The organism is Segatella copri, assembly GCF_019249765.2.
GTDB classification, from domain to species: Bacteria; Bacteroidota; Bacteroidia; order Bacteroidales; family Bacteroidaceae; genus Prevotella; species Prevotella copri_K.
Window position 1 is genome coordinate 510,403 of sequence record NZ_CP152484.1, and the last position, 23,006, is coordinate 533,408.

At 45.6% G+C, this 23,006-nt stretch carries 16 protein-coding genes; 12 read left to right on the forward strand and 4 right to left on the reverse strand.

Annotated elements, in window-relative coordinates; genetic code table 11:
- The first annotated feature begins 339 nt into the window (after window positions 1-339).
- Window positions 340-3,060, forward strand: a complete 2,721-nt coding sequence (gene ppdK / locus KUA46_RS02065; RefSeq protein ID WP_218487270.1) for a pyruvate, phosphate dikinase — start codon at window positions 340-342, stop codon at window positions 3,058-3,060.
- 713 nt (window positions 3,061-3,773) lie between these two features.
- Window positions 3,774-4,421, forward strand: a complete 648-nt coding sequence (locus KUA46_RS02070; protein ID WP_218487271.1) for a DUF3256 family protein — start codon at window positions 3,774-3,776, stop codon at window positions 4,419-4,421.
- 207 nt (window positions 4,422-4,628) lie between these two features.
- On the opposite strand, the gene KUA46_RS02075 is transcribed toward KUA46_RS02070, so the two are convergent.
- Both KUA46_RS02075 and KUA46_RS02080 read right to left on the reverse strand, forming a co-directional pair.
- The gene (locus tag KUA46_RS02075; RefSeq protein WP_022121159.1) at window positions 4,629-5,201 is read right to left on the reverse strand and encodes a chromate transporter; all 573 of its coding nucleotides are present in this window, start codon (window positions 5,199-5,201) and stop codon (window positions 4,629-4,631) included.
- Between the two features lie 29 nt (window positions 5,202-5,230).
- Window positions 5,231-5,758: a chromate transporter gene (locus KUA46_RS02080; RefSeq protein ID WP_022121160.1), complete on the reverse strand. Its 528-nt coding sequence runs from the start codon at window positions 5,756-5,758 to the stop codon at window positions 5,231-5,233.
- A 173-nt stretch (window positions 5,759-5,931) separates the two neighbouring features.
- On the opposite strand from KUA46_RS02080, the gene KUA46_RS02085 reads away from it, so the two are divergent.
- The 8 genes from KUA46_RS02085 (at window position 5,932) to KUA46_RS02120 (ending at window position 17,322) form a co-directional block, all read left to right on the forward strand.
- A complete protein-coding gene (locus tag KUA46_RS02085) occupies window positions 5,932-7,233 on the forward strand; it encodes an MFS transporter (protein ID WP_022121161.1) in 1,302 nt (433 codons plus the stop codon).
- 86 nt (window positions 7,234-7,319) lie between these two features.
- On the forward strand, window positions 7,320-7,883 hold the full coding sequence (locus KUA46_RS02090) for a UvrB/UvrC motif-containing protein (protein WP_153137278.1): 564 nt from the start codon (window positions 7,320-7,322) through the stop codon (window positions 7,881-7,883).
- Between the two features lie 60 nt (window positions 7,884-7,943).
- A complete protein-coding gene (locus tag KUA46_RS02095; RefSeq protein ID WP_218487272.1) occupies window positions 7,944-8,699 on the forward strand; it encodes a 16S rRNA (uracil(1498)-N(3))-methyltransferase in 756 nt (251 codons plus the stop codon).
- A gap of 14 nt (window positions 8,700-8,713) precedes the next feature.
- Window positions 8,714-10,111 carry a DUF4836 family protein gene (locus KUA46_RS02100; RefSeq protein ID WP_218487273.1) on the forward strand — a complete coding sequence of 466 codons (1,398 nt, stop codon included), beginning with the start codon at window positions 8,714-8,716 and terminating at the stop codon, window positions 10,109-10,111.
- Window positions 10,112-10,268: 157 nt separating this feature from the next.
- Entirely contained in the window at window positions 10,269-10,913 is a 645-nt protein-coding gene (locus KUA46_RS02105; RefSeq protein ID WP_117692599.1) for an ATP-binding cassette domain-containing protein, read from the forward strand.
- Window positions 10,910-12,109, forward strand: coding sequence for an ABC transporter permease (locus KUA46_RS02110; RefSeq protein WP_022121166.1), 1,200 nt, complete (start codon window positions 10,910-10,912; stop codon window positions 12,107-12,109). The genes KUA46_RS02105 and KUA46_RS02110 overlap by 4 nt, the downstream gene beginning before the upstream one ends.
- 275 nt (window positions 12,110-12,384) lie before the next feature.
- Window positions 12,385-15,702: a TonB-dependent receptor gene (locus KUA46_RS02115; RefSeq protein ID WP_217327007.1), complete on the forward strand. Its 3,318-nt coding sequence runs from the start codon at window positions 12,385-12,387 to the stop codon at window positions 15,700-15,702.
- 33 nt (window positions 15,703-15,735) lie between these two features.
- The gene (locus KUA46_RS02120; protein WP_218487274.1) at window positions 15,736-17,322 is read left to right on the forward strand and encodes a BACON domain-containing protein; all 1,587 of its coding nucleotides are present in this window, start codon (window positions 15,736-15,738) and stop codon (window positions 17,320-17,322) included.
- Window positions 17,323-17,697: 375 nt separating this feature from the next.
- Here KUA46_RS02120 and KUA46_RS02125 read toward each other — a convergent pair whose 3' ends face one another.
- A complete protein-coding gene (locus KUA46_RS02125; protein WP_218487275.1) occupies window positions 17,698-19,011 on the reverse strand; it encodes a serine hydrolase domain-containing protein in 1,314 nt (437 codons plus the stop codon).
- 130 nt (window positions 19,012-19,141) lie between these two features.
- Between KUA46_RS02125 and KUA46_RS02130 the strand changes: the two genes are divergently transcribed.
- Both KUA46_RS02130 and KUA46_RS02135 read left to right on the forward strand, forming a co-directional pair.
- On the forward strand, window positions 19,142-20,275 hold the full coding sequence (locus tag KUA46_RS02130) for a metallophosphoesterase (RefSeq protein ID WP_217327004.1): 1,134 nt from the start codon (window positions 19,142-19,144) through the stop codon (window positions 20,273-20,275).
- Between the two features lie 261 nt (window positions 20,276-20,536).
- On the forward strand, window positions 20,537-21,142 hold the full coding sequence (locus KUA46_RS02135; RefSeq protein ID WP_153118096.1) for an epoxyqueuosine reductase QueH: 606 nt from the start codon (window positions 20,537-20,539) through the stop codon (window positions 21,140-21,142).
- A gap of 63 nt (window positions 21,143-21,205) precedes the next feature.
- Here KUA46_RS02135 and KUA46_RS02140 read toward each other — a convergent pair whose 3' ends face one another.
- Complete coding sequence (locus KUA46_RS02140; protein ID WP_218487276.1) at window positions 21,206-22,870, reverse strand: formate--tetrahydrofolate ligase; 1,665 nt, start codon at window positions 22,868-22,870, stop codon at window positions 21,206-21,208.
- Between the last annotated feature and the right edge of the window lie 136 nt (window positions 22,871-23,006).

A 23,006-nucleotide genomic window follows, 5' to 3' on the forward strand; every position in this document is an offset into this window, starting at 1 on the left:
GATGCAGCCGTTGCTACGTCGCGACGTGTCTGGCACTGCGTCGGGACGTAGCCATCGCTACGTCGTGACGCAGTTTCGGGCGCATCGGCAGGGAGGTAAAAAACATCAGAATCCAGGCTGCAATCCCGAGAGACGCACTTTCAGATTCGTCAAATATCTTTCTATCGTATACGGGATTGTTAATTTTCTGCCCGTGTGTGCGTCAACAGTATAAAATGTAATCTCGGGATAGCAAAAAAGCGTATAAAAGTTTGGTAGTATCAAATAAAAATCGTATCTTTGCATTACTAATAATAATTAGCAACGTAAAACGAAATAAAATATATACCTATAACAATTATGAACGAAAAAAGAGTTTATACATTCGGAAACGGAAAAGCAGAAGGCAATGCCCAAATGCGAGAAGTACTTGGTGGTAAAGGCGCGAACCTTGCCGAAATGAACCTGATTGGTGTACCTGTTCCTCCAGGTTTCACCATTACAACAGACACTTGTAATGAATATTATGAAGTGGGTGAGGAAAAAATCAAAGAACTTCTTCAGGACGAAGTGATGGCTGCTGTGGCTCATACTGAGGCATTGATGAACAGCAAATTCGGTTCTGTAGAGAATCCACTCCTCGTATCAGTACGCTCAGGTGCTCGCGCATCTATGCCTGGTATGATGGATACCATCCTCAACCTCGGTTTGAATGACGAAGTAGCTGAGGGATTGGTCAAGAAGACCGGTAACCCTCATTTCGTATACGATTCATATCGCCGTTTCGTACAGATGTACGGTGACGTCGTTATGGGACTGAAGCCTGTAAACAAGGAAGATATCGACCCATTTGAGGCTATCATCGAAAAGGTGAAGGAAGAGCAGGGCGTTACACTTGACAAGGACCTCTCTGTAGAGTCGCTCAAGAAGCTCGTTGAACTCTTCAAGGCTGCCATCAAGGAGCAGACCGGTCAGGATTTCCCTACCAACCCAATCGATCAGCTTTGGGGCGCTATCTGCGCAGTGTTCCGTTCTTGGATGAACGAGCGTGCTATCCTCTACCGCAAGATGGAAGGTATTCCTGATGAGTGGGGTACTGCCGTATCTGTCATGGCGATGGTATTCGGTAACATGGGCGATACATCTGCTACAGGTGTTTGCTTCTCACGTGACGCTGGTAATGGTGAGAATCTCTTCAATGGTGAGTATCTTATCAATGCACAGGGTGAGGACGTGGTAGCCGGTATCCGTACTCCACAGCAGATTACGAAGATCGGTTCTCAGCGCTGGGCTGAGCGTGCAGGTATCTCTGAAGAGGAGCGTGCGGCCAAGTATCCTTCTATGGAAGAGGCTATGCCTGAACTCTATAAGGAACTCGACGCGCTGCAGGATAAGCTGGAGCACCACTATCACGATATGCAGGATATGGAGTTCACCGTACAGGAAGGCAAACTCTGGTTCCTCCAGACTCGCAATGGTAAGCGTACAGGTACAGCTATGGTGAAGATTGCCATGGATCTCCTCCACGAGGGTATGATTGATGAGAAGACTGCAATCCTCCGCTGTGAGCCTCAGAAGCTCGATGAGCTTTTGCACCCAGTATTCGATAAGCTGGCTCTCTCTAGAGCTAAGGTCATCACTCAGGGTCTCCCTGCTTCTCCAGGTGCTGCTTGCGGTCAGATTGTATTCCACGCTGACGATGCTCAGGTATGGCACGAGGATGGCAAGAAGGTCATCATGGTTCGTATCGAGACCTCTCCTGAAGACCTCGCAGGTATGTCTGCTGCCGAGGGTATCCTTACCGCTCGTGGTGGTATGACTTCTCACGCTGCCGTTGTGGCTCGTGGTATGGGTAAGTGCTGCGTATCGGGTGCTGGCTCTATCAACGTTGACTACAAGACTAAGACTGTAGAGATTGAAGGCGTTGTGTACAAGGAGGGTGATTACATCTCTCTGAACGGTACTACAGGTCAGGTTTACGCAGGACAGATTGAGACAAAGGCTGCAGAACTTTCAGGCGACTTCAAGGAGCTGATGGACCTCTGCGACAAATATACAAAGATGGAAATCCGTACCAATGCGGATACTCCACACGATGCTGAGGTAGCCCGTGCATTCGGTGCCAAGGGTATCGGTCTGACACGTACAGAGCACATGTTCTTCGATGATCAGAAGATTGTAGCTATGCGTGAGATGATTCTGGCAGACTCTGTTGAGGGTCGTGAGAAGGCTCTTGCCAAGCTCCTCCCATATCAGAAGGCTGACTTCTACGGAATCCTCAAGGCAATGGATGGCTGCCACGTGAACATCCGCTTGCTCGACCCACCTCTCCACGAGTTCGTACCTCACGATTTGGCTGGTCAGCAGACCATGGCTAAGGAGATGGGCGTAAGCGTAGAGGAAATCAAGAAGCGTGTAAATTCTCTGGCAGAGAACAACCCTATGCTCGGTCATCGCGGTTGCCGTCTCGGTATCACATTCCCAGAGATTACAGCTATGCAGACCCGTGCCATCCTCGGTGCAGCTTGCGAGTTGAAGAAGGAGGGTTACAACCCATGTCCTGAAATCATGGTTCCGCTCATCGGTACCGTTCAGGAGCTTAAGCAGCAGAAGGCTATCATTCTCGCTACTTCTAAGGAGGTATTCGCTGAGTACGGCGTAGAGGTAGAATTTGAGATTGGTACCATGATTGAGATTCCTCGTGCTGCCCTTACAGCAGGTCAGATTGCAGAGGAGGCTCAGTACTTCTCATTCGGTACTAACGACTTGACACAGATGACCTTCGGTTACTCTCGTGATGACATCGCTTCCTTCCTCCCTGCATACATGGAGAAGAAGATCTTGAAGGTTGACCCATTCCAGGTTCTCGACCAGGAGGGTGTTGGTCAGCTTATCAAGATGGCAGTAGAGAATGGTCGTGCTACCCGTCCTAACCTCCGCACAGGTATCTGCGGTGAGCATGGTGGTGAGCCATCATCTGTTAAGTTCTGCGCTAAGGTTGGCATGAACTACGCATCTTGCTCTCCATTCCGCGTGCCTATCGCACGTTTGGCTGCGGCACAGGCTGCTGTTGAGGAGTAAATCTCTTCAGAAAGAAGATTGTACGATTAATGATTAGATAATTAGAGGAAAGTGTTTCGTAATGAAGCGCTTTCCTCTTTTTCGTCTTTTTTAGGTTAAATTTCGAAAGAAAATGAGCAAATCATTTGCAAGTTACATTTATTTTCCGTAATTTTGTCGGAAAATAGAGAAATATGGAAGGATTAGTCATGATTTATGCGACGATTACGGTCGTTGCTGGGGCTATGGCGCTTTGGCTTCATACAAAATGGGGTAAGAAATTCTTGGAGGATCTCTAATGGTTGGTATTGCTGCAGAATCCTTTGTGTTCTGAACTAATGTTCCCGGCACGCCCTGAAAGGGCAGAAGCTCCTAGCCCAGGGCAACGCCCTGGGTAATAGTTGTATTAGCCCTACGCCCTGTAAGGGCAAAAGCTTTAAAATATAGCTGCTGTATAGAAGCTTTTGCCCTTACAGGGCGTTAGTACCATCTCTATATCGCATACCCAGGGTGTTGCCCTGGGCTAGGAGCTTCTGCCCTTTACCTTTCCCTTCGGCCGGTGACCGTTGGTTCAGGGCGTGTGGAGCATACTTGTGAAATTTAGTAAATAATTTAAAGGCTTCAAAAATGAATACATTGGCTTTAACTTTTGCAATATGCTTGGTTCCTGCAACAGCATTTTTGATATGGCTCTTTACTCCTTGGGGAAAGAAGTGGTCTAAGGAATTGTAGTGATGAAGAAGATAAAATATATATTATGTGCTTGCCTGATGATGGCAAGCTTGGGCATGGAAGCCAAGTCAATGAAGGACTTGCTGGTTTCGATGCCCGATTCTGTTGTGCCTTATCTCAACCACAACCTGCGGCTGGAATTTGCTGAGCTGCAGGAGATGGGAGTGAAGGCGGAAGTGAAGAATCTGTTAGGCGAAACGAGTGTGATGGATACGCTGACTGCTGATTTCGCTCAGTTGAGAACGAGTAAAAGCGCTACTTTGCAGATGAAGAAACTGCCATCGGTTAATGGCGATTCGCTGCTTTGCGTGGTAAAAACCTTTGCCGGAGTAGAGAAGGAGAGTGAACTCTATCTCTTTAATCAGGATTGGCAGGAGCAGGATGCCAGCAGGATTTTCGATGGGAAATCTTTGCAGCAACTGGCTTCCGGACTTGTTGCCAAACCCGATACGATGAGCGAGGCTAAGTTTGAGGAACTCAAGGGGAAAATTGAACTCAAAATCGTTAGTGCTCTGCTCCTGCAACATGAAAACAGCCTCGTAGTGCGCTTGGCTTTACCTTTCCTACCTGCTGACGATAAGAAGGCTGTGAATGCAATAAAAGTGCAAAGAAAATTTAATTGGAATGGTAGAACTTTTAAGGAGAGTTAAATTCTTGTAGTTTTTAGGTATAAACTATTGCAGGTTACAAGATTATTTGTACCTTTGCATCGTGTTTTTCATGGTATTAGATTATTAAGGTTAATAAAAGATTGGTTGTCGTGAGACAATCAATTTTTTTTTGTCCCTATCTGAAGGCATCAGCCCCTTGTCTTACCCATCGGCTGGAGGCCGTTGGTTCAGACCGCAGGGCGATGTTTAGAAGATAACCATTCCGATGATACCGCAGATGAAAAGCAGCAGGATAGGGTTGGTCTTTCTGAATTTTGTGAAGTAGAAAGCAGCCAGAAACAGCACGATGCTTGCTCCGAAGACAAACGGATTGTCGGTTGGTGATCCGAAGTTCTCTTTATTCATCAGGAGAACGGCGGCAGCAGCTATCAGTCCGATGATGGCAGGGCGGAGTCCCGCAAAGATATCCTTTACGATTTTAGAATCCTTGTGCGTAATCAGATAGCGGCTGATGAGAATCATGATGATGAAAGGCAGCCACATGATGGAGAGCGAAGCCAATACCGAACCCAGACAGGCTGCCCAGGTAGGATAGCCGTCGTGAAGGCAGGCGGTATAACCTACGTAGGTGGCACAGTTGATGCCGATAGGTCCCGGTGTAGACTGGCTGATAGCCACAATATCCGTAAACTCAGCATTGGTAAGCCAATGGTTCTTCACTACCGTCTCGTTATGGATGAGCGAAAGCATCGCATATCCGCCACCAAAATTAAATGTACCAATCTTGGTAAATATCAGAAATAACTTTAGAAATAGCATAATCTCTATATTTTTACTTTTTTACCTTTTTACTTTTTTACCTTTCCATAGAGCCATCCCAGCACACCGGCTGCGATGATGATGTAGATAGGGGAGATACCGAAAGCTGCAATCAGCAGACAGCAGACAACGGGAATCCAGATGTTGTAGCGGTTGATGTTTGCCGTCTTTGCCATCTTGAAGCAAGGCGCAGCAATGAGCGCTACTACGGCAGGGCGCACACCCATGAAGAACTTCCCCACCCAATAATTGTCCTTGAAATGCTGGAAGAACATGGCGATGATGAGAATGGCGATGATAGAAGGCAGGGCGATGCCTATGGCACCCACAATGCCTCCCCAGACTCCCTTCAGCTTATAGCCGATATGACTCGCCATGTCGATGGCGAAGATGCCCGGAGTGGTCTGAGCCACTACCATGATATCCATGAACTCCTGTTTGTTCATCCACTGGTTCTTGTCTACAAATTCCTGTTCCATGATCGGTATCATGGCGTAGCCTCCACCTAGCGTGAAAGCCCCGATTTTATTGCACGTGAGGAAAAATTTTACTAACATATCTGTTGTTTCTATATTATTTTTCTCTTATATCTGTTGAAATCGGCTGCAAAAATACACATAATTTGTTAAATATGCTAGCTTTCATGCGGATAATCTTCAAAATCGTGTGCTTTTTACCCGAAAATTTGTATCTTTGCAGCTAATATTTTATAATAAAAAGACATTAAACTATGAATCTGAAAGTACGCCTAGCAGTGATGAACTTCCTGGAGTTTGCAGTTTGGGGAGCTTATCTTACGTCTATGGGCAACTATCTCGGCAAGGCTGGGATGGGTGCCGAGATTTCCTGGTTCTATACCATACAGGGAATCGTATCTATTTTTATGCCTACATTGATGGGTATTGTGGCAGATAAGTATATCCAGCCGCAACGTCTTTTGGGCTATTGTCACCTTTTGGCAGGTGCAGCCATGATTGGTCTGTTCGGTATGGGACAGGCTAGTCAGACTCCTAATGAGGTAATGTTTATTGCCGTTTACACCTTCAGCGTGGCTTTCTATATGCCTACATTGGCATTGTCAAATACTTCGGCATTCAGTATATTGAAGAGCAACGGGCTCGACACCGTGAAGGCTTTTCCGCCAATCCGTGTGTTCGGAACCGTGGGCTTCATCCTCACGATGTGGATTGTGAACTGTGCTACCTGGGACAACGGTTCATTCTCGTTCTTGTTGAGCGAGAACGCCCATAAGTTCCAGTATACCCATTATCAGTTCCTGGTATCGGGTGTGCTCAGCATTCTTCTCTTCCTCTATTGCTTCTCATTGCCAGCCTGTCCTATCGTGAAGAAAGAGACAAAGAGCTGGGTAGAGACATGGGGTTTCGATGCCTTCAAACTCTTCAAGAGCCGTGAGATGGCGATGTTCTTCATCTTCTCTTGCATGCTCGGTATGAGTCTGCAGGTAACCAATGGCTATGCCACTCCGTTCATTACCAGTTTCAAGGGCGATCCTGCGATGCTCGATACTTTTGCAGCTAACAATGCTACGCTCCTGGTATCCATCTCTCAGGTGGCCGAGGCGCTCTGCATCCTTCTCATTCCGTTCTTCCTGAAGCGTTATGGCATCAAGGTTGTGATGCTCATCGCCATGATGGCATGGGTTTTGCGATTCGGTTTCTTCGGATTGGGCAATCCTGCATTCCCGGGTGTTACCTTCTTCATCCTCTCATGCATCGTTTACGGTGTAGCCTTCGACTTCTTCAATGTGTCGGGCGGTCTGTTTGTAGACCAGAAATGTGATGTGAAGGTAAGAGCATCGGCTCAGGGACTGTTCATGCTGATGACCAACGGCCTGGGTGCATCTATCGGAACCATTCTCGCAGGTATGGTCATCAACCATTACTGCCACTGGACAGACGATGGCTATCTGATGGGTGACTGGAAAACCTGCTGGTTCATCTTTGCCGGTTATGCGCTCGTGGTAGCTGTAGCCTTTGCTGTCCTCTTCCGTCCGAAGAAAGAACAGAAATAAGGAAGAAAAAGGTCATACTCAACACGAGAGTAAAAACAGATAATAACGTAAGAATATAATAAATTTAAATAAAGAAAGGGTACATAATGATGTTGTACAAACTTAAACTCGCTGCCTGCTTTGGCATCCCGGAAGCTTTCGGGACATGTATTATTAGTTTGGTAGACGAATCCGAAAAAAGAGCATTGTCTATTATGACTAATGAATATTTAGCAGAGCAGCTGAAGGCATGTAATTCGAAAACTTCTGATTTTAAAAATGATGTGGTCTCTGTACTTTGGACACTATTTGACAGGCTCAATGTAGACGATTTCTATCTCGAATTTGATGCTACGCCAGAGAGGGGAGTATTTGCTACTCTTGTGAATAAAATCACAAATGAACGTATGAGCATCAAGACTGACCAGGCTGTGTTGCTGTCTGTGGCTGCGGATATAGAAATGTATACAACAGAGCTGGTTATAAAGGAAATTTCTACTCCTTTTAATAAAAATGATATGAGTTCGACTTCTTGTGCGGTACCTATTTCGGCTTTGCCAGACCAAATGCTCGAAAAAGCATTGGATTGTGCCATTAATGAAGAAGATTACGAAACAGCCTCAGCCATTCGCGATGAGATAGAGCACCGCAAAGGCAAAAAAAGTGAATAATTAAAGGATATTCTTACGGAATAACAGAAAATTAAGAAGAAAAAGTAACAATAAGAGGAAATGAAAGAAGTTAGATTTTTCTATGTGCCAGATGCGGCTACACAGACAGAACTGCCTCAGGAAGAGGCTACTCATGCACTCAGGGTTTTGCGTATCCAGACGGGGGACGAATTGTTCCTGATGGATGGCAAGGGGGTGTTCTACCGTGCAGAAGTTTCGCTGGCTACCAACAAACGGTGCATCTATGAGGTGAAGGAGGTTATGCCGCAGCAGCCTGCCTGGCGCGGACACATTCACCTGGCCATCGCCCCGACAAAGATGATGGACCGCATAGAATGGATGGCAGAGAAGGCTACGGAAATCGGCTTCGATGAAATCTCTTTCCTCAACTGCAAGTTCTCTGAACGCAAGGTCATCCGCATAGACCGCATAGACAAAATTGTGGTTTCTGCCGTCAAGCAGAGCCGCAAGGCTTGGAAACCTGTGGTCAACGAACTGCAGAACTTTAAAGATTTTATTACTACTCCCCGCAATGGCAGAAAGTTTATCTGCCATTGTTATGAGGAGATAGAAAAGAAAGACTTTTTTGCCGAGATTTTCAAGTCATGCCCAGCTGATGATTCTGCCGGAGCAGCCCAGGAGGGTGCCGATGACATCACCGTGCTGGTAGGACCTGAGGGCGATTTCTCTATCGATGAGGTGAGACTGGCCCTGGAAAACGGATATGAGAGTGTTTCGCTTGGCACCAGTCGCCTCCGTACGGAAACGGCAGGATTGGTGGCTGTCAACATGTGCCATCTGGCAAGAGCTTTATAATATTTACTAGTGTGATGAAAAGATTGTATAAGAGTTTGATGTTCATGTGCTTGGCTGTCGTATTGGGATTGCTGAGCTCATGCTCGGGCACTGACTATCTCAATGCCATTCCAAAGAAAAGTACTGCGCTCATTTCTGTTGACATGCAGCAGATGGCATCCGGCAAAAGCGATGAAGACAAGGCGGGAATGCTAAAGTCTCTGCTGCACGTTGAGGATGCATCGAAGTGTGGCATCGACATCTCAGAGAAAATTTTTCTCTTTGAGAGTGCTGATGGCAACCTCGGACTTTGTGCCAAGGTGAGCGATGAGGGCGATGTGGAAGACTGGCTTGCTTCGCTTGCCAAACAGCATATCGCTACAGAGGTGAAGGAGCGCAAAGGCTTTCATTTCTCTGTATTGAAAAATTCGTGGCTGGTCGGCTTTTCTGATCAGGCACTCCTCGTTATGGGACCGGTTGTAGCCGATGCGCAGGCCCAGCTCCAGCAGCAGATGGTGAAATATCTGAAGGCTGATGAGGACGAAGGTATTACCGCATCGCCTATGTTTGAACGACTGGAAAACATCACTTCGCCTATGGCTATGGTGGCTCAGGCTCAGGCGCTGCCGGAGAAGTTCGTAGCTCCATTTACCCTTGGTACTCCTAAAGATACCGACCCTTCGCAGGTAGTGATTGCTGCTGAGATGGACGTGAAAGACGGTATCCTGCAGGTGAAGGGAGAAACCTTCTCCTTTAATAAAGAAATAGATGAGGCCCTGAAGAAGGCGGCTCAAACCTATCGTCCGATTAAAGGCAGCTACGTTAAGTCGATGCCTGCTGATGCCCTGGCGGGTATCTTCATGAACGTAAAGGGCGAGCAGTTCCTGCCGATGATGCAGAGCAACCGCAGCCTTCAGACCCTCCTGATGGGTATCAACCAGGCCATCGATATGGATAATATCATCCGTAGTGTGGATGGGGATATGGCTATCGTGATGCCTTCGCTTACGGATAACAATATGCAGATGACGATGGCTGCTAAACTGTCGCATGCCAAGTGGTTGGGCGATGTTGATTATTGGAAAACTTCATGTCCGGCTGGTGCGAAGATAGCCAATTGGGGAAAGAATGCTTACTTCTATACCGATGGCAAGACCTCGTTCTATTTCGGTGTGACGGATGACAAGCAGTTCTTTAGCGGAAGCGACCAGCTGATGGCGCAATATGCCGTGAAACCAAGTAATCATCCGATAGATGCAAAGATTCAGAAACTCATCGTCGGTCAGAAACTGGCAATGGTCATCAATCTCGCCAAGAGTTCTGGTAGTGACGGCTCGGGCAAGGATGATGCCATCTCTACCGTAACCGGTCTGCTCACCCCAGTCTTCGGAAATCTTACTTCGGTGGTCTATACTTTAAAGGTAAAAAGGTAAAAAGGTAAAAAAGTAAAAGGGTAAAAAGGTAAAAGGGTAAAAAGAACCTTACCCCCTCCCTCTCTCTCTGCGCCCCCGTTCCTAGCGATTCTATCGCTAGTCCCCAACCAAGTCCAAATTTTAAAGGTAAAAGATTAAACATTAAACATAAAAAAAAGTGGAAAAGATTCAGCTTCATTCCGTTCTCCCACAGGTTTTTGCCCAGCGCAACGACCTGGATTCGGAGATATGGAAGCAGGATGTTACCTTTGAGAAAGGTCATCTTTATCTTATCGAGGCAGAGAGTGGCAGCGGAAAGAGTACTTTCTGCAGCTATGTGCTCGGCTATCGTCACGACTACAGCGGAAGCGTGATGTTCGACAATGATGTTACCGCCAACTATAAGGTGAAAGACTGGGTAGAGATGCGCAAGCGTCACATCAGCCATCTCTTTCAGGAACTCCGTCTCTTCCCTGAGCTTACTGCCCTGGAGAATGTAGAAATTAAGAACAAAATAACCGGATTCAAGACGCGTGAGCAGATTCTTAAATGGTTTGATATGCTCGGTATTGCTGATAAGGTAGATGCCAAAATCGGCAGAATGTCGTTCGGGCAGCAGCAGCGTGTGGCAATGATGCGTGCGCTCTGTCAGCCTTTCGACTTCATTCTGGCTGATGAGCCTATCAGTCACCTCGACGACAACAATTCGCGCATCATGGCAGATATCATGATGACCGAAGCGAAGGAGCAGGGGGCTGGCGTCATCGTAACCAGTATAGGTAAACACATGGACTTAAACTATGAACATATATTTAGATTATGAATCTCGTTTGGAAATTATTGCGTCAGCATATCAGCATACCTCAGTTTGCGGGCTTTGCCTTCGCCAATCTCTTCGGTATGCTCATCGTTCTTTTCGGCTTTCAGTTTTATAAAGACGTGCTGCCTGTCTTCACTCAGCAAGACAGTTTCATGAAAGCCGACTACCTCATCATGAGCAAGAAGATAGGTATGGGAAATACCATCAGCGGCCGTTCCAATACCTTCTCGGGTTCTGAAATCGATGAAATCGGCGACCAGAAGTTTGTAAAGAAGATAGGAAAATTCACCTCTACTGAATATAAGGTAGATGCCCAGATGGGTGTAAACGGCGTGAACGTTCTGAATAGCGAACTCTTCTTCGAGAGTGTGCCTGACGGTTTTGTTGATGTGCCACTCAAGGACTGGAAATATACGCCGGGAACTCAGGAGGTGCCAATCATCCTCCCGCGTACCTATATTAATATGTATAACTTCGGTTTCGCCCAGAGTCATTCGCTCCCTAAAATCAGCGATGGACTGATGGGCATGATCGATTTCAATATCCAGATTCAGGCTGGTGGCAAGAAAGAGCAGTTCAAGGGAAAGGTTATCGGTTTCTCTTCGCGACTCAACACCATCCTCGTTCCTCAGGCATTCATGGACTGGAGCAACCAGGAATTTGCGCCAAACCAGAAGAGCGATCCTAACCGTCTCATCGTAGAGGTAGGAAACCCGGGAGACGAGAACATCACTAAATACCTGGATGATAATGGTTATGAGGTAGAGACAGACAAGCTGGATGCTGAGAAAACTACCTATTTCCTTCGCATGATGGTATCGATGGTGATGATTATCGGTTTGGTTATCTCTGTCTTGAGTTTCTATATTCTGATGCTCAGCATCTATCTGCTGGTACAGAAGAACTCTTCTAAGTTAGAGAATCTTCTTCTGATAGGTTACAGTCCGAACAATGTAGCAAAACCATATCAGGTGCTCACCATTGCGCTGAACATCGTGGTACTCATCATCGCGTGGATCATCCTCTTCTTCCTCCGCGATTACTACATGGGCTTCATCGAAACCCTCTTCCCTGATATCGACGAGGGCACCATGCTCCCAGCCATCGCCCTAGGTCTGTTCCTGTTCCTGATAGTTTCTATCCTGAACATCGTAGCCATCCGTCGCAAGGTAATGAGCATCTGGCAGCGAAAGGAGTAAGGGAGCCTAGCCTCCGTTCCAGGCGATTCCATCGCCTGTCATAGAAGCTCAGTCCCCCGCTTTTAGCCCCCGAAAAAACTATAAGCAAACCCCCGTTATAAATAACAAATTAAAGGAAATCTGCGTTATTTGCTTAACGCAGATTTTTTTTATGTTATAAAACATCATTTTTAATGCAGATGTAACATTTATATCGATTTTTTTGTTTATATTTGCACTCGAAATCAATATTAAGGGAATATTTCCCCGTATTATTAATTAATTTTTTAAAAGGTATGCAGAAAAGATTGCATTTATTAATGGCTTTGCTGGCCTTTATGGTTACTACAGCCATGGCACAGATTACTACTTCTGGTTTAAGTGGTTCTGTGACTGCAAGTGGTGAAGACGTGATTGGCGCAACGATTGAGGCCGTTCACGTTCCTTCTGGAACTCGTTACAAAGCTGTAACCAACATTGATGGTATGTTCACTATCAATGGTATGCGTGTCGGCGGTCCTTACGAAGTTAAGATTAGCTACATCGGCTACAAGACTAAAGTCGTAAAGAATGTCACCCTTCAGCTTGGTGAAACCTACAACTTGAAAGAAACTCTTGATGAGGATGCTAAGCAGCTTGGCGAAGTTGTAGTAGTAGCAAAGGGTTCCAAGTTCAGTGTAGAGAAGACTGGTGCTTCTACCAATATCTCTAATGCACAGATTGCTAACATGCCAACTGTTAGCCGTAGCATTACAGATATCACCCGTCTTTCTCCTTATGGTGGAAACGGAATGTCATTCGCAGGTGCTGATGGCCGTACAGCCAACTTCACTGTGGATGGTGCAAACTTCAACAACAACTTCGGCTTGAGCTCAAAGCTTCCTGGTGGTGGTGCTCCTATCTCTCTGGATGCTATCGAGGAAATGCAGGTTGTTATCTCTCCTTATGATGTTCGTCAGACTAACTTCGTAGGTGGTGGTGTCAATGCGATTACCAAGTCTGGTACCAACAACTTCAAGGGTAGCGCTTACGTATATCACAAGAATGAGAACATGCGTGGTGATGCTATCGAGCGTGAGCAGATTTCTGGTGCACGTGAGAAGCAACAGCAGACTACATGGGGTTTCTCTCTCGGTGGTCCTATCATCAAGAACAAGTTGTTCTTCTTCGCTAACGGTGAAATGGTCAAGACTCCTACAGTGGTAAACCGCTGGAGAGGTTCAGAGAATGGTATCGGTGATGCAGAGAACTATATCTCTCGTACCAAGCTTGCTGATTTGGAGAGAGTTTCTAATTTCGTAAAGGATAAGTATGGTTACGATACAGGTTCATGGACCAACTTCCCTGCAGACGAGAGCAACTACAAGCTCCTCTTCCGTGTTGACTGGAACATCACAGACAAGCATCACTTGGCTGTACGCTACAACTATACCAAGAACCGTTCTTGGCAGGCTCCTAACGCATCATCTATGGATGGTGGTACACGTGCATCTGGTAGCCGTATGTCTCAGTACTCTATGTCATTTGCCAACAGTATGTATGCCAATGACAACCTCGTCAACTCTTGGACTGTTGACTTGAACAGCCGTTTCACAGATAATCTGTCTAACCAGTTCCTGTTCACATACTCTAAGTTGGATGATACTCGTTACACAGATTCTTCTGAGTTCCCATTCATCGATATCCTTGATGGTGGACAGAAGAGTGTTGATGGAACAGCTGATGCTGATGGTACCAACAACTATATGGCTTTGGGTTATGAGTTGTTTACCTGGAACAATGCCGTACACAATACTGTATGGAATATCAAGGACGATGTAACTTACTATCTCGGTAAGCACAAGATCATCGCCGGTCTCAACTATGAGCACCAGATGGCTGACAATGCTTATCAGCGTAATGGTACTGGTTACTATCGTTACAAGAGCCTCGACGACTTCCTGAATGGTGGTATCCCAGAGGTTGTATGTTTGACTTATGGTTATGGTGGCAACAACAATCCTGCTGCCCGCGTACAGTATAACAAGGCTGGTATCTATGCTCAGGATGAATGGCAGATGACTCCTAAGTTCAAGTTGACTTATGGTCTTCGTCTGGATGGTCTGTTCTTCGACAATTCTGACTTGATGACTAACAATGCCATCCTCGATCTCGACTATAATGGTCGTCACATCGACTCTGGTAAGTGGCCAAACAGCTCTTTGACTGTTTCTCCTCGTATCGGTTTCGTATATGATGTATTTGGTGACAAGACATTGAAGTTCCGTGGTGGTACTGGTTTCTTCCAGGGCCGTTTGCCATTGGTATTCTTCACCAACTTGCCAACCAACTCTGGTATGATACAGTATCAGGCACAGCTGAATGCAACCAAGGCATGGAATCCTCAGACACATAAGAAAGAGGGTGTAGATATGACTCCATTTAAAGGTGGTCTGGTTGTTGATAAGGATGGTAAGCCAACAGCAGCAGCTCTCCGTGACAAGTTGATTTCTATGGGTTACCCAGAGAACATCACTCCTGAAGAGGGTACAGTTCCTTCAGCTATCTCTGCTGTAGATACAGACTTTAAGTTGCCACAGGTATGGAAGACATCTTTCGCTATCGATTATCAGATTCCTGTGTCTTTCCCAATGTCTGTTTCTGTGGAAGGTATCTTCAACAAGACTTTGAACGCAGCTACACTTACCGACTGGAGTGTACAGGATGTAAAGGGCTTCCCACGTTTCAATGGTGCAGACAACCGTCCTGTATATCCTAAGGGCTCTTCTGTTGGTACAAGTGCTTATGTACTTGAGAACACAAGCCGTGGTTATGGTTGGTCTTTCTCAGCACAGGTGAATGCTCAGCCATGGGAGTGGTTGAACCTGATGGCAGCCTATACTCATACTGTATCTAAGGAGGTTACTTCACTTCCTGGATCTAACGCATCTTCTGTATTGAACTATATCTCTACAGTATATGGTCCTAACAACATCAAGTTGCACAACGGACAGAATGTAACTCCTGATCGTATCATTGCTTCTGCAACGATCCACGACAAGAGTAACAACCACTATAGCTTCATCTATGAGGCATGGCGTGGTGGTTACAACTACTCTTACATGACAGTAAACGATATCAATGGTGATGGTTACAACTATGATGCTATCTATATCCCAACCGACAAGCAGGTAGCTGATAATGAGTTCCGCTTCAAGTCAGAGGATGATAAGACCCGCTTCATGGATTATGTACATAATAATAGCTATCTGAAGAATCATCAGGGCGAGTATGCAGAGGCTTATAGCCTTTACAGCCCATGGGTACATCGTATCGACTTCAGTTACAAGCACGACTTCAAGTTTGATGTGGCAGGTCACACCAACACTATCCAGTTGAGCTTCGATATGAAGAACGTACTCAACTTCTTCAACTCTAGCTGGGGTGTAATGAAGTACTTGAACCCAGAGATTGGTTCAGATCCACGTATCTTGAGATATGAAGGTAATGACAAGGATGGCTATGCTACCTTCTCGACACCAAAGTCAATCAATGGTAACACCAAGACTTTCGTACCAAATCACGCTATCGGTCAGTGCTGGTATGCATCAGTGGGTCTCCGCTATATTTTCTAATATTAGGTGTTGTTCAATAAAGAGATTATTTATATGAAACTAAAATATTTATTTACTGCACTTGTTGCAATCTTGGCGTTGTTTACAAGTTGTAACGACGACCAGACCTTGGACTCCCTCGGCAAGGTGCAGGTGTCACAGTCGTTTGTTTCCATTCCTGTGGAGGGTGGTAGTGCATCATTCAAGGTTAATGCCGCTTCTGACTGGAAAATCGTTTGTATGACCAAGTACAAGTACACGTACACGGATGCTGACGGTCAGAAAAAGGAAAAGACTGCAGAGAAAGACTCTATCCCTACTTGGCTGAAAGTTACTCCTACTGTTGGTGAAGCTGGCGAGATTGTAGTGACCGTTTCTGCCGAGGCAACAAAGGGCGCAAACTCTGCTATGTTACAGTTTGTTTGTGATAATGAGATTCAGCGTGTCAACATTCTTCAAGGTGTTTTGAATCCTCCTTTCTCTACTTGCGCCCAAGTTTTGGCAGGTAATGATGGTGAGACTTATAAGGTGAAGGGTACGATGACCAGGATTTCTAATACCTTGTATGGTAACTGGTATATCAAGGATGCCACCGGTGAGGTATATGTCTATGGTACGCTTGATGCCAATGGTAGTGACAAGAACTTCTCTAGTCTGAAACTGGAAGAGGGTGATGAGGTTACTATCCAGGGTCCTAGAGATACACATAATGGTACTCCTCAGTTGAAGAACGTAACCGTTTTGAGCTATACCAAGTCTTTGATCAAGGTTGAAAAACTCGATAAGGCTACCTTGAGCAAGGCTGGTGAGGACTTCAAGGTTACCTTGACCGTAAAGGGTGAAGGTGTAACTGTTGATATCCCTGAGGCTGATCAGAGCTGGTTGTCTGTAAAGGGTATCGTAACCAAGGGCACAGAGGCAGTAGTTTCTTTCCATGCCAACGCTAATGCAGGTGGTGCCCGCTCTACAAACATTGGTTTTACATCTACCAAGGGTAAGCAGAGCTCTACTGTTACAGCTTCTATCACACAGGAAGGTTCTATCGTTCCTCTTACCATTGCAGAGTTCAACGCAGCAGAAGAGGGTACAGCACAGTATCGCCTGACGGGTGTCATTACCAAGATCATCAATCCTGATAAACCTCAGTTTATCATTGCCGACTATTCTGGTGAAACCACCGTTTATGGTCTCGGTGAGGCTGGTGACTTCAAGAAGTTGGGCTTGAAGGAGGGTGATATCATCACACTCGTAGCAGCTCGTTCTTCTTTCAAGGGTCAGCCACAGACCAAGGGTGCTCAGTATGAAGAATCTTATGCTGCTTCTTCATTGCAGAAGATTTCGGTAGCTGATTTCCGCAAAGCAGCTGAGAGCAAGGAGAAGTTCTACCGCATCTCTGGAACGATTGTGAAATCAAAAGAGGCGAATACCAAGTTCGATTTGAACGAATATGGCAACTTTGCCTTGAAGGATGAAACCGGCGAGGTTTATGTATATGGCGTTTCTACCGGATGGAATGGAGAGTCAAAGAAGGCTGCTAAGCTTGGATTGAAAGAAGGTGACAAGATTACCGTCATTGGTTATCGTACATCTTTCAAGGGCCTGATTCAGGTTGGTGGCGGTATCTTCTATACCAAAGACTAATCGTAAGATTTTTATTTTTAACTTGATATGGGATGCACTTCTCTTTCTCGAGGGAAGTGCATCCTTTTTTCGTTTATTTGCATATTAAGGTATATACGAATCGAGATAAACAAAGATTTTGTATAAAAATGGTATGAAGAAAGTTTAGATAATGGTTGGCGCATAACAGTTGACTAACGCATGCACAACAGGTGTTGTGCATGCGCATATCAGCTGTTATGCAAGAGCACAACAGCTGTTGTGCGACCGGAGATACTAACTGTCTCAAAAACTTATGTTGTATTTTCTAACAACATATATTATCTTTTCAGACAACATATCATTAATGTAAAAAGATGGTGAATCATAAGTAAATGATTCACCATCTTTTTGGTTTTATAAGAACAAGTCTTTCTTTGGCATGTTTGCCATATATTTCTTTCTCAGTTTCTCGAAGAAAGCCATAGTATCGTTAGAGAAACCATGTCCCTTCCATGTAGATGTGTTCGTGATGAGAATCCAGCATTGGTTATCCGGATATTTCAAGACGATGGCTGATGTGCCTGCCAGCGAACCTGTACGAATCCATGGTTTGTTGCTCTTTGGTGTATAGTTCCAGCCGATAGAGTATTGGTGGTCAGCCTGTTCGCGCGTCATAAACTCGATGCTCTTCTTGTTGAGGATATCCTTGACATGTGGCAAACCATCGATGCTGGCAATAAAGCGGCTCAATTCAGCAGCTGAACCACACCAGGCACCTGCACCTGAAAGGCGAGGGAGGTCGGTATCTCCATAGCATTTCTCTACCAGTCGTCCACTGTTGTTGTATTCATACACAGGGATGCTGCCTTGGTGCATGTAGTACTTCGTCTCGTTGGGGCGGCGGTCCTTTAAGTAAGTGCCGGCAATGTGCATGTCGTAGCAGCCGGCTGGGTGGAGCACATACTTCTGCATGAAGTTTTCATATTTCATTCCGCTCTTCTTCTCTATGATCATGGAGAGAATCATGTAGCCCAGATTACTGTAGCATTTGCCTTCGCCAGGAGTATAACCCAAGTGGCGCTTCAAGAGAATCTTGAGCAGGGTAGGGTGATCAGGTGGCGTCTTAAGATGGTTCTGCATCATGATGTAGCGGGTGGAAGATACAGGGTCACCGGCATAGTTGTTGAAACCTGCCTGATGGCGCAGCAACTGTTCTACGGTGATGTCGTAATATCGCTTGTCCTTGATACTGTTGTTGTAAACGGTATCGCGCAGGATTCCCTTTTCGCCAAACACCTTCTCGTTCAGCTTGAGTTTCTTCATCTCCTGTAACTTCATGATACCTACGGCTGTAATCAGTTTCGATACCGAGGCGAAGCGCATCAGCATGTTAGGCTCCATTCTGATGCCTCGCTCCTTATCCGCCATTCCGAATCCGCGGGCATAGAGTAGCGAGTCGTTGCGGGTGATGACGAGTTGGGCTCCATTGATTTCCCATCTCTTGAGATACCTTTCTATTACCGAGTCCATCTCATGATATTCCTTCCCCTCTGTCAGGGCATTTGAGACGGAATCGTTGATATGAACCTTAGGGAGCGAATCTGCCGCCTTGTTCTTGTCTGATGCTGATGTACAGCGAGATACACAGCTGTGTGTAGTCCATCCTACGATTGCTGTAAAGGTAAGCAATATGATTGCTATGCGTTTTTTTCTTAGTCGTCGTGCCATTTTATTTAATTTTTCTATGTGCAAAGATAATGCAATCTTCTCAAATAACAAAACATTGAAAATATATTTAAATTTATTTTGTATTGTCTATGAATTATCGTACCTTTGTACCCAGTTATAAAGAAAAACAATGAAGAAGGTATTAAAAAAGGTATTAAGATCCATATTCTATATAGTAGTCATGTCGGTTCTGGCATTCCTGCCCGACTTCTGGCTTTGGCATATCGGGGTGAGTGAGTGGCCTTTGCTGCTAGCCATCTTATGGTGGGTTCCCTCGTTGTTACTTGTTCTTGCCGAAGTGGGGTTGCAGATGGGGTTCTTCCATAAGTTGTCCGTCCGTGTACTCTTTACTACCATACTTTTCTCGGCATTCCCTAAGGTTGTCTTCATCCTGTTCGATGCATTTCTTCCTTGGTTCTTTGCTCTGATTCCTGCTTTGGGTGTAATGGGGTGGTTTGCCTTCGGCTTTATAGAGGGTTGGAAGCGGTTAGAACTGAAACATATTACCTTTACCTCGCCCGATTTACCACCTTATTTTGATGGTTACCGTCTGGTACAGATTACCGACTTTCATCTCGGTTCGTTTCCTCCCGGCAATGATTTCGTGCAGAAGGTGGTGGATGCGACCAACAATGAAGAACCCGATATGATTCTCTTTACGGGCGATCTGGTCAATAACCAAGCCAGCGAAGTGGAGCCTTATCTGGATACGCTGGGGCAGCTTCATGCGTCAGATGGCGTCTATTCTATCTGGGGAAATCATGATTATTGTGAATATGGCAACAATCATTCTATTGGCGCTTTGAAGAGAAACCGCCGTATGCTCTATGGTTATCAGGAAAGTCTGGGGTGGCATCAGCTGATGAACGAACATCATGTGGTGAGTCATGGTATGGCATCTATCGCTGTAATAGGCGTAGAGAATCCCGGTCAGCCTCCTTTCACCAATCGCAGTAATCTGAAGAAAGCGATGAAGGGGTTGAATCCAGATATGTTTAAAATCCTCTTGAGTCATGATCCTCACCATTGGCGCAGAGAAGTAGTTGGTAAGAAGATACAACTTACTCTGGCGGGACATACGCATGCCGGACAATTGAAAATAGGTAAATGGACGCCTGCCCGCATGGCTTTCAAAGAGTGGGGCGGAGCTTACCGCATTGGTGAGCAGATGCTCTATGTATCATCGGGTATTGGTGGTTCTTTCCCTTTCCGCCTAGGCGCATGGCCTGAACTGACAGTTATCACGCTGAAACGTGATTTATAGTTCTTAAAGATAAAAAAACTGGTGTTTAAGTGTTAAAACATAGTTAAATATTAGCCGTTTGAACCATTGTGATGAAAAAAAAGTGTTAAAAATTTGGTGGTTCGAATAAATATTGTACCTTTGCACTAGTTTTCGCATATATTTGGGCAAATGGGGGGTGTCGTGAGATTGTACTCCATTTGTTTTTTTGAAGTAAGGCGAAAATACTTCGTAACAGAAGTAGCTGTTCACATTTTAATTTTACATTTAACATTGAAAACAATGAAGATTCCTGTAGAAGAACAATATAAATACGTAAAACTTACTCTCCCGGATGGAAGCAAGGCTGAAGGTCAGGCTGTCTTGTTGCATGCCTGTTGTGCACCTTGTTCGGCGGCTATCGTAGAATGTATGCTTCGTAATGGCATGAAGCCTACTGTATATTTCAGTAACAGTAATATCTATCCTCAGCAGGAGTATGATGTACGCAAACATGAACTGAAACGATTCCTGGAAGCCCAGAATGTACCTTATGTAGAGGATGAGTATGATCATCAGGAGTGGCTTTCTGTTATCAAGGGTTTAGAGGGTGAGCCCGAGCGTGGCAGCCGTTGTTCTGTCTGCTTTCAGTTCCGCCTCTCTCATGCAGCCAAGTATGCGCAGGAGCATGGATTTCACCTTCTTACTACCACGTTGGCATCTTCGCGCTGGAAGAATATCAGGCAGATAGATACTGCCGGTCATCTTGCCGTTGAGGCTTATCCTGATGTAGAATGGTGGGATATGAATTGGCGGAAGGGCGGTTTGCAGAATCGCCGAGGTGAACTCTTGAGAATCAATGAATTCTATAATCAGTTATATTGTGGTTGCGAATTCAGTATGAGATAAATGAAAAAGCCCAGGACATCACGCCCTGGGCTTTTTTATAAGAATCTGTGAAATCTGTAGTGCTTAAGAAAGACCAGTAATCTCACCGTTTACTACATCAATGCGCTCAGCCTGTGGGCTCTTTGGTAAGCCCGGCATACGCATGATAGGACCAGCGATGACTACAATCATCTCGGCACCCATATTTACGGTGATGTCGCGAACGTGGAGTTCGAAACCTTCTGTAGGGCCGTATGCCTTGGCATCGGTAGAGAAACTGTACTGAGTCTTGGCAATACAGATAGGGAACTTTTCAGCACCCAGCTTCTTGATCTCTTCAATCATCGCCTTGGCAGAATCGCTCAATGTCACGCTGCCTGCTCCGTAAAGATTGAATGCAACCTTTTCTATCTTCTCCTCAACGCTATCGTTATCATCGTAAGCATAATAGAGAGGGGCTGATGGACGCTCATCAATGGTCTTCACTACGAGGTTGGCAAGTTCAATGGCACCGTTTCCGCCTTCGGCAAAGGCGCTGTTTACGGCGAAACCGCAACCCATCTCCTCGCAATGCTTGCGCAATACTTCAATTTCTTCATCTGTATCGGTTGCAAACTTGTTGAATGCAATCACTACAGTCTGACCAAAGCTCTGCAGGTTCTTTACGTGCTTGTCGAGGTTCCAGTAACCGGCTTCCATTCCTGCGATGTTTGGCTTCTTGATATCTTCCAGAGCTACTCCACCATGCATCTTCAACGCCTGGAGGGTAACAACGAGAACGGTGAGGTCTGGTTGCAAACCTGTCTTGCGGCATTTGATGTTATAGAATTTCTCTGCACCGAGATCTGCACCGAATCCTGCCTCTGTAATGGCATAGTCGCCATACTCAAGAGCAGCAGCTGTAGCCATGACGGAATTGCAGCCATGAGCAATGTTGGCAAAAGGACCGCAATGAACAAATGCTGGTGTACCCTCTGTTGTCTGAACCAGATTTGGCTTCAAAGCATCGAGAAGGAGAGCTACGATACTGCCACCTACACCCATATCCTTTACGGTAAATGGCTTGTCGTCCTCGGTGATGCCCAGGAGGATATTATCGATACGGCGACGAAGATCATCGATGCTTGTTGCGAAACACATGATAGCCATGATTTCAGAAGCTGGCGTAATATCGAAACCAGACTCTGTCTCGATGCCGTTCTTATCGCCGATACCGGTGATGATGCGGCGGAGACCACGGTCGTTTACGTCCATCACGCGACGCCAAAGAATCTTCTTGAGTTTGAATCCCTCTGCCTCGTGCTGGAAACGGTAATTGTCCAGAAGGGCTGAAATCATGTTGTTGGCCTCTGTAATGGCATGGAAATCGCCGGTGAAATGGAGATTAATCTTATCCATAGGCAAAACCTGGGCATAACCGCCACCTGCAGCACCACCCTTCATGCCGAAGCAAGGACCCAGAGATGGTTCGCGAAGAGCCACTACAGCCTTCTTGCCAATCTTCTGCATGCCCAATGCGAGACCTACAGATACGGTGGTCTTGCCATTACCAGCCTTTGTAGGGCTGATAGCTGTAACAAGGATGAGATGGTGATTCTTAAACTTGTTGGTGTCAATCTTGTCCGTAGTAATCTTAGCGATGTAACGGCCGTAGTTTTCCACTTGGTCTTCATGGATTCCAAGTTCTGCTGCCACTTCATTGATAGGGCGCATTTTTACTGATTTAGCTATTTCAATATCTGTCAACATAAAAAGTAATGTTTTGTATTTTGAGTGCAAAGGTACGGAAAAGTATTCATATATTAGAATAAGAAAGTATAAAAAAACAAAATAAAAAAAAGGAAGACTTTCCCCATTTCCAAATGACGAAGTTTAAAAAAGGTAA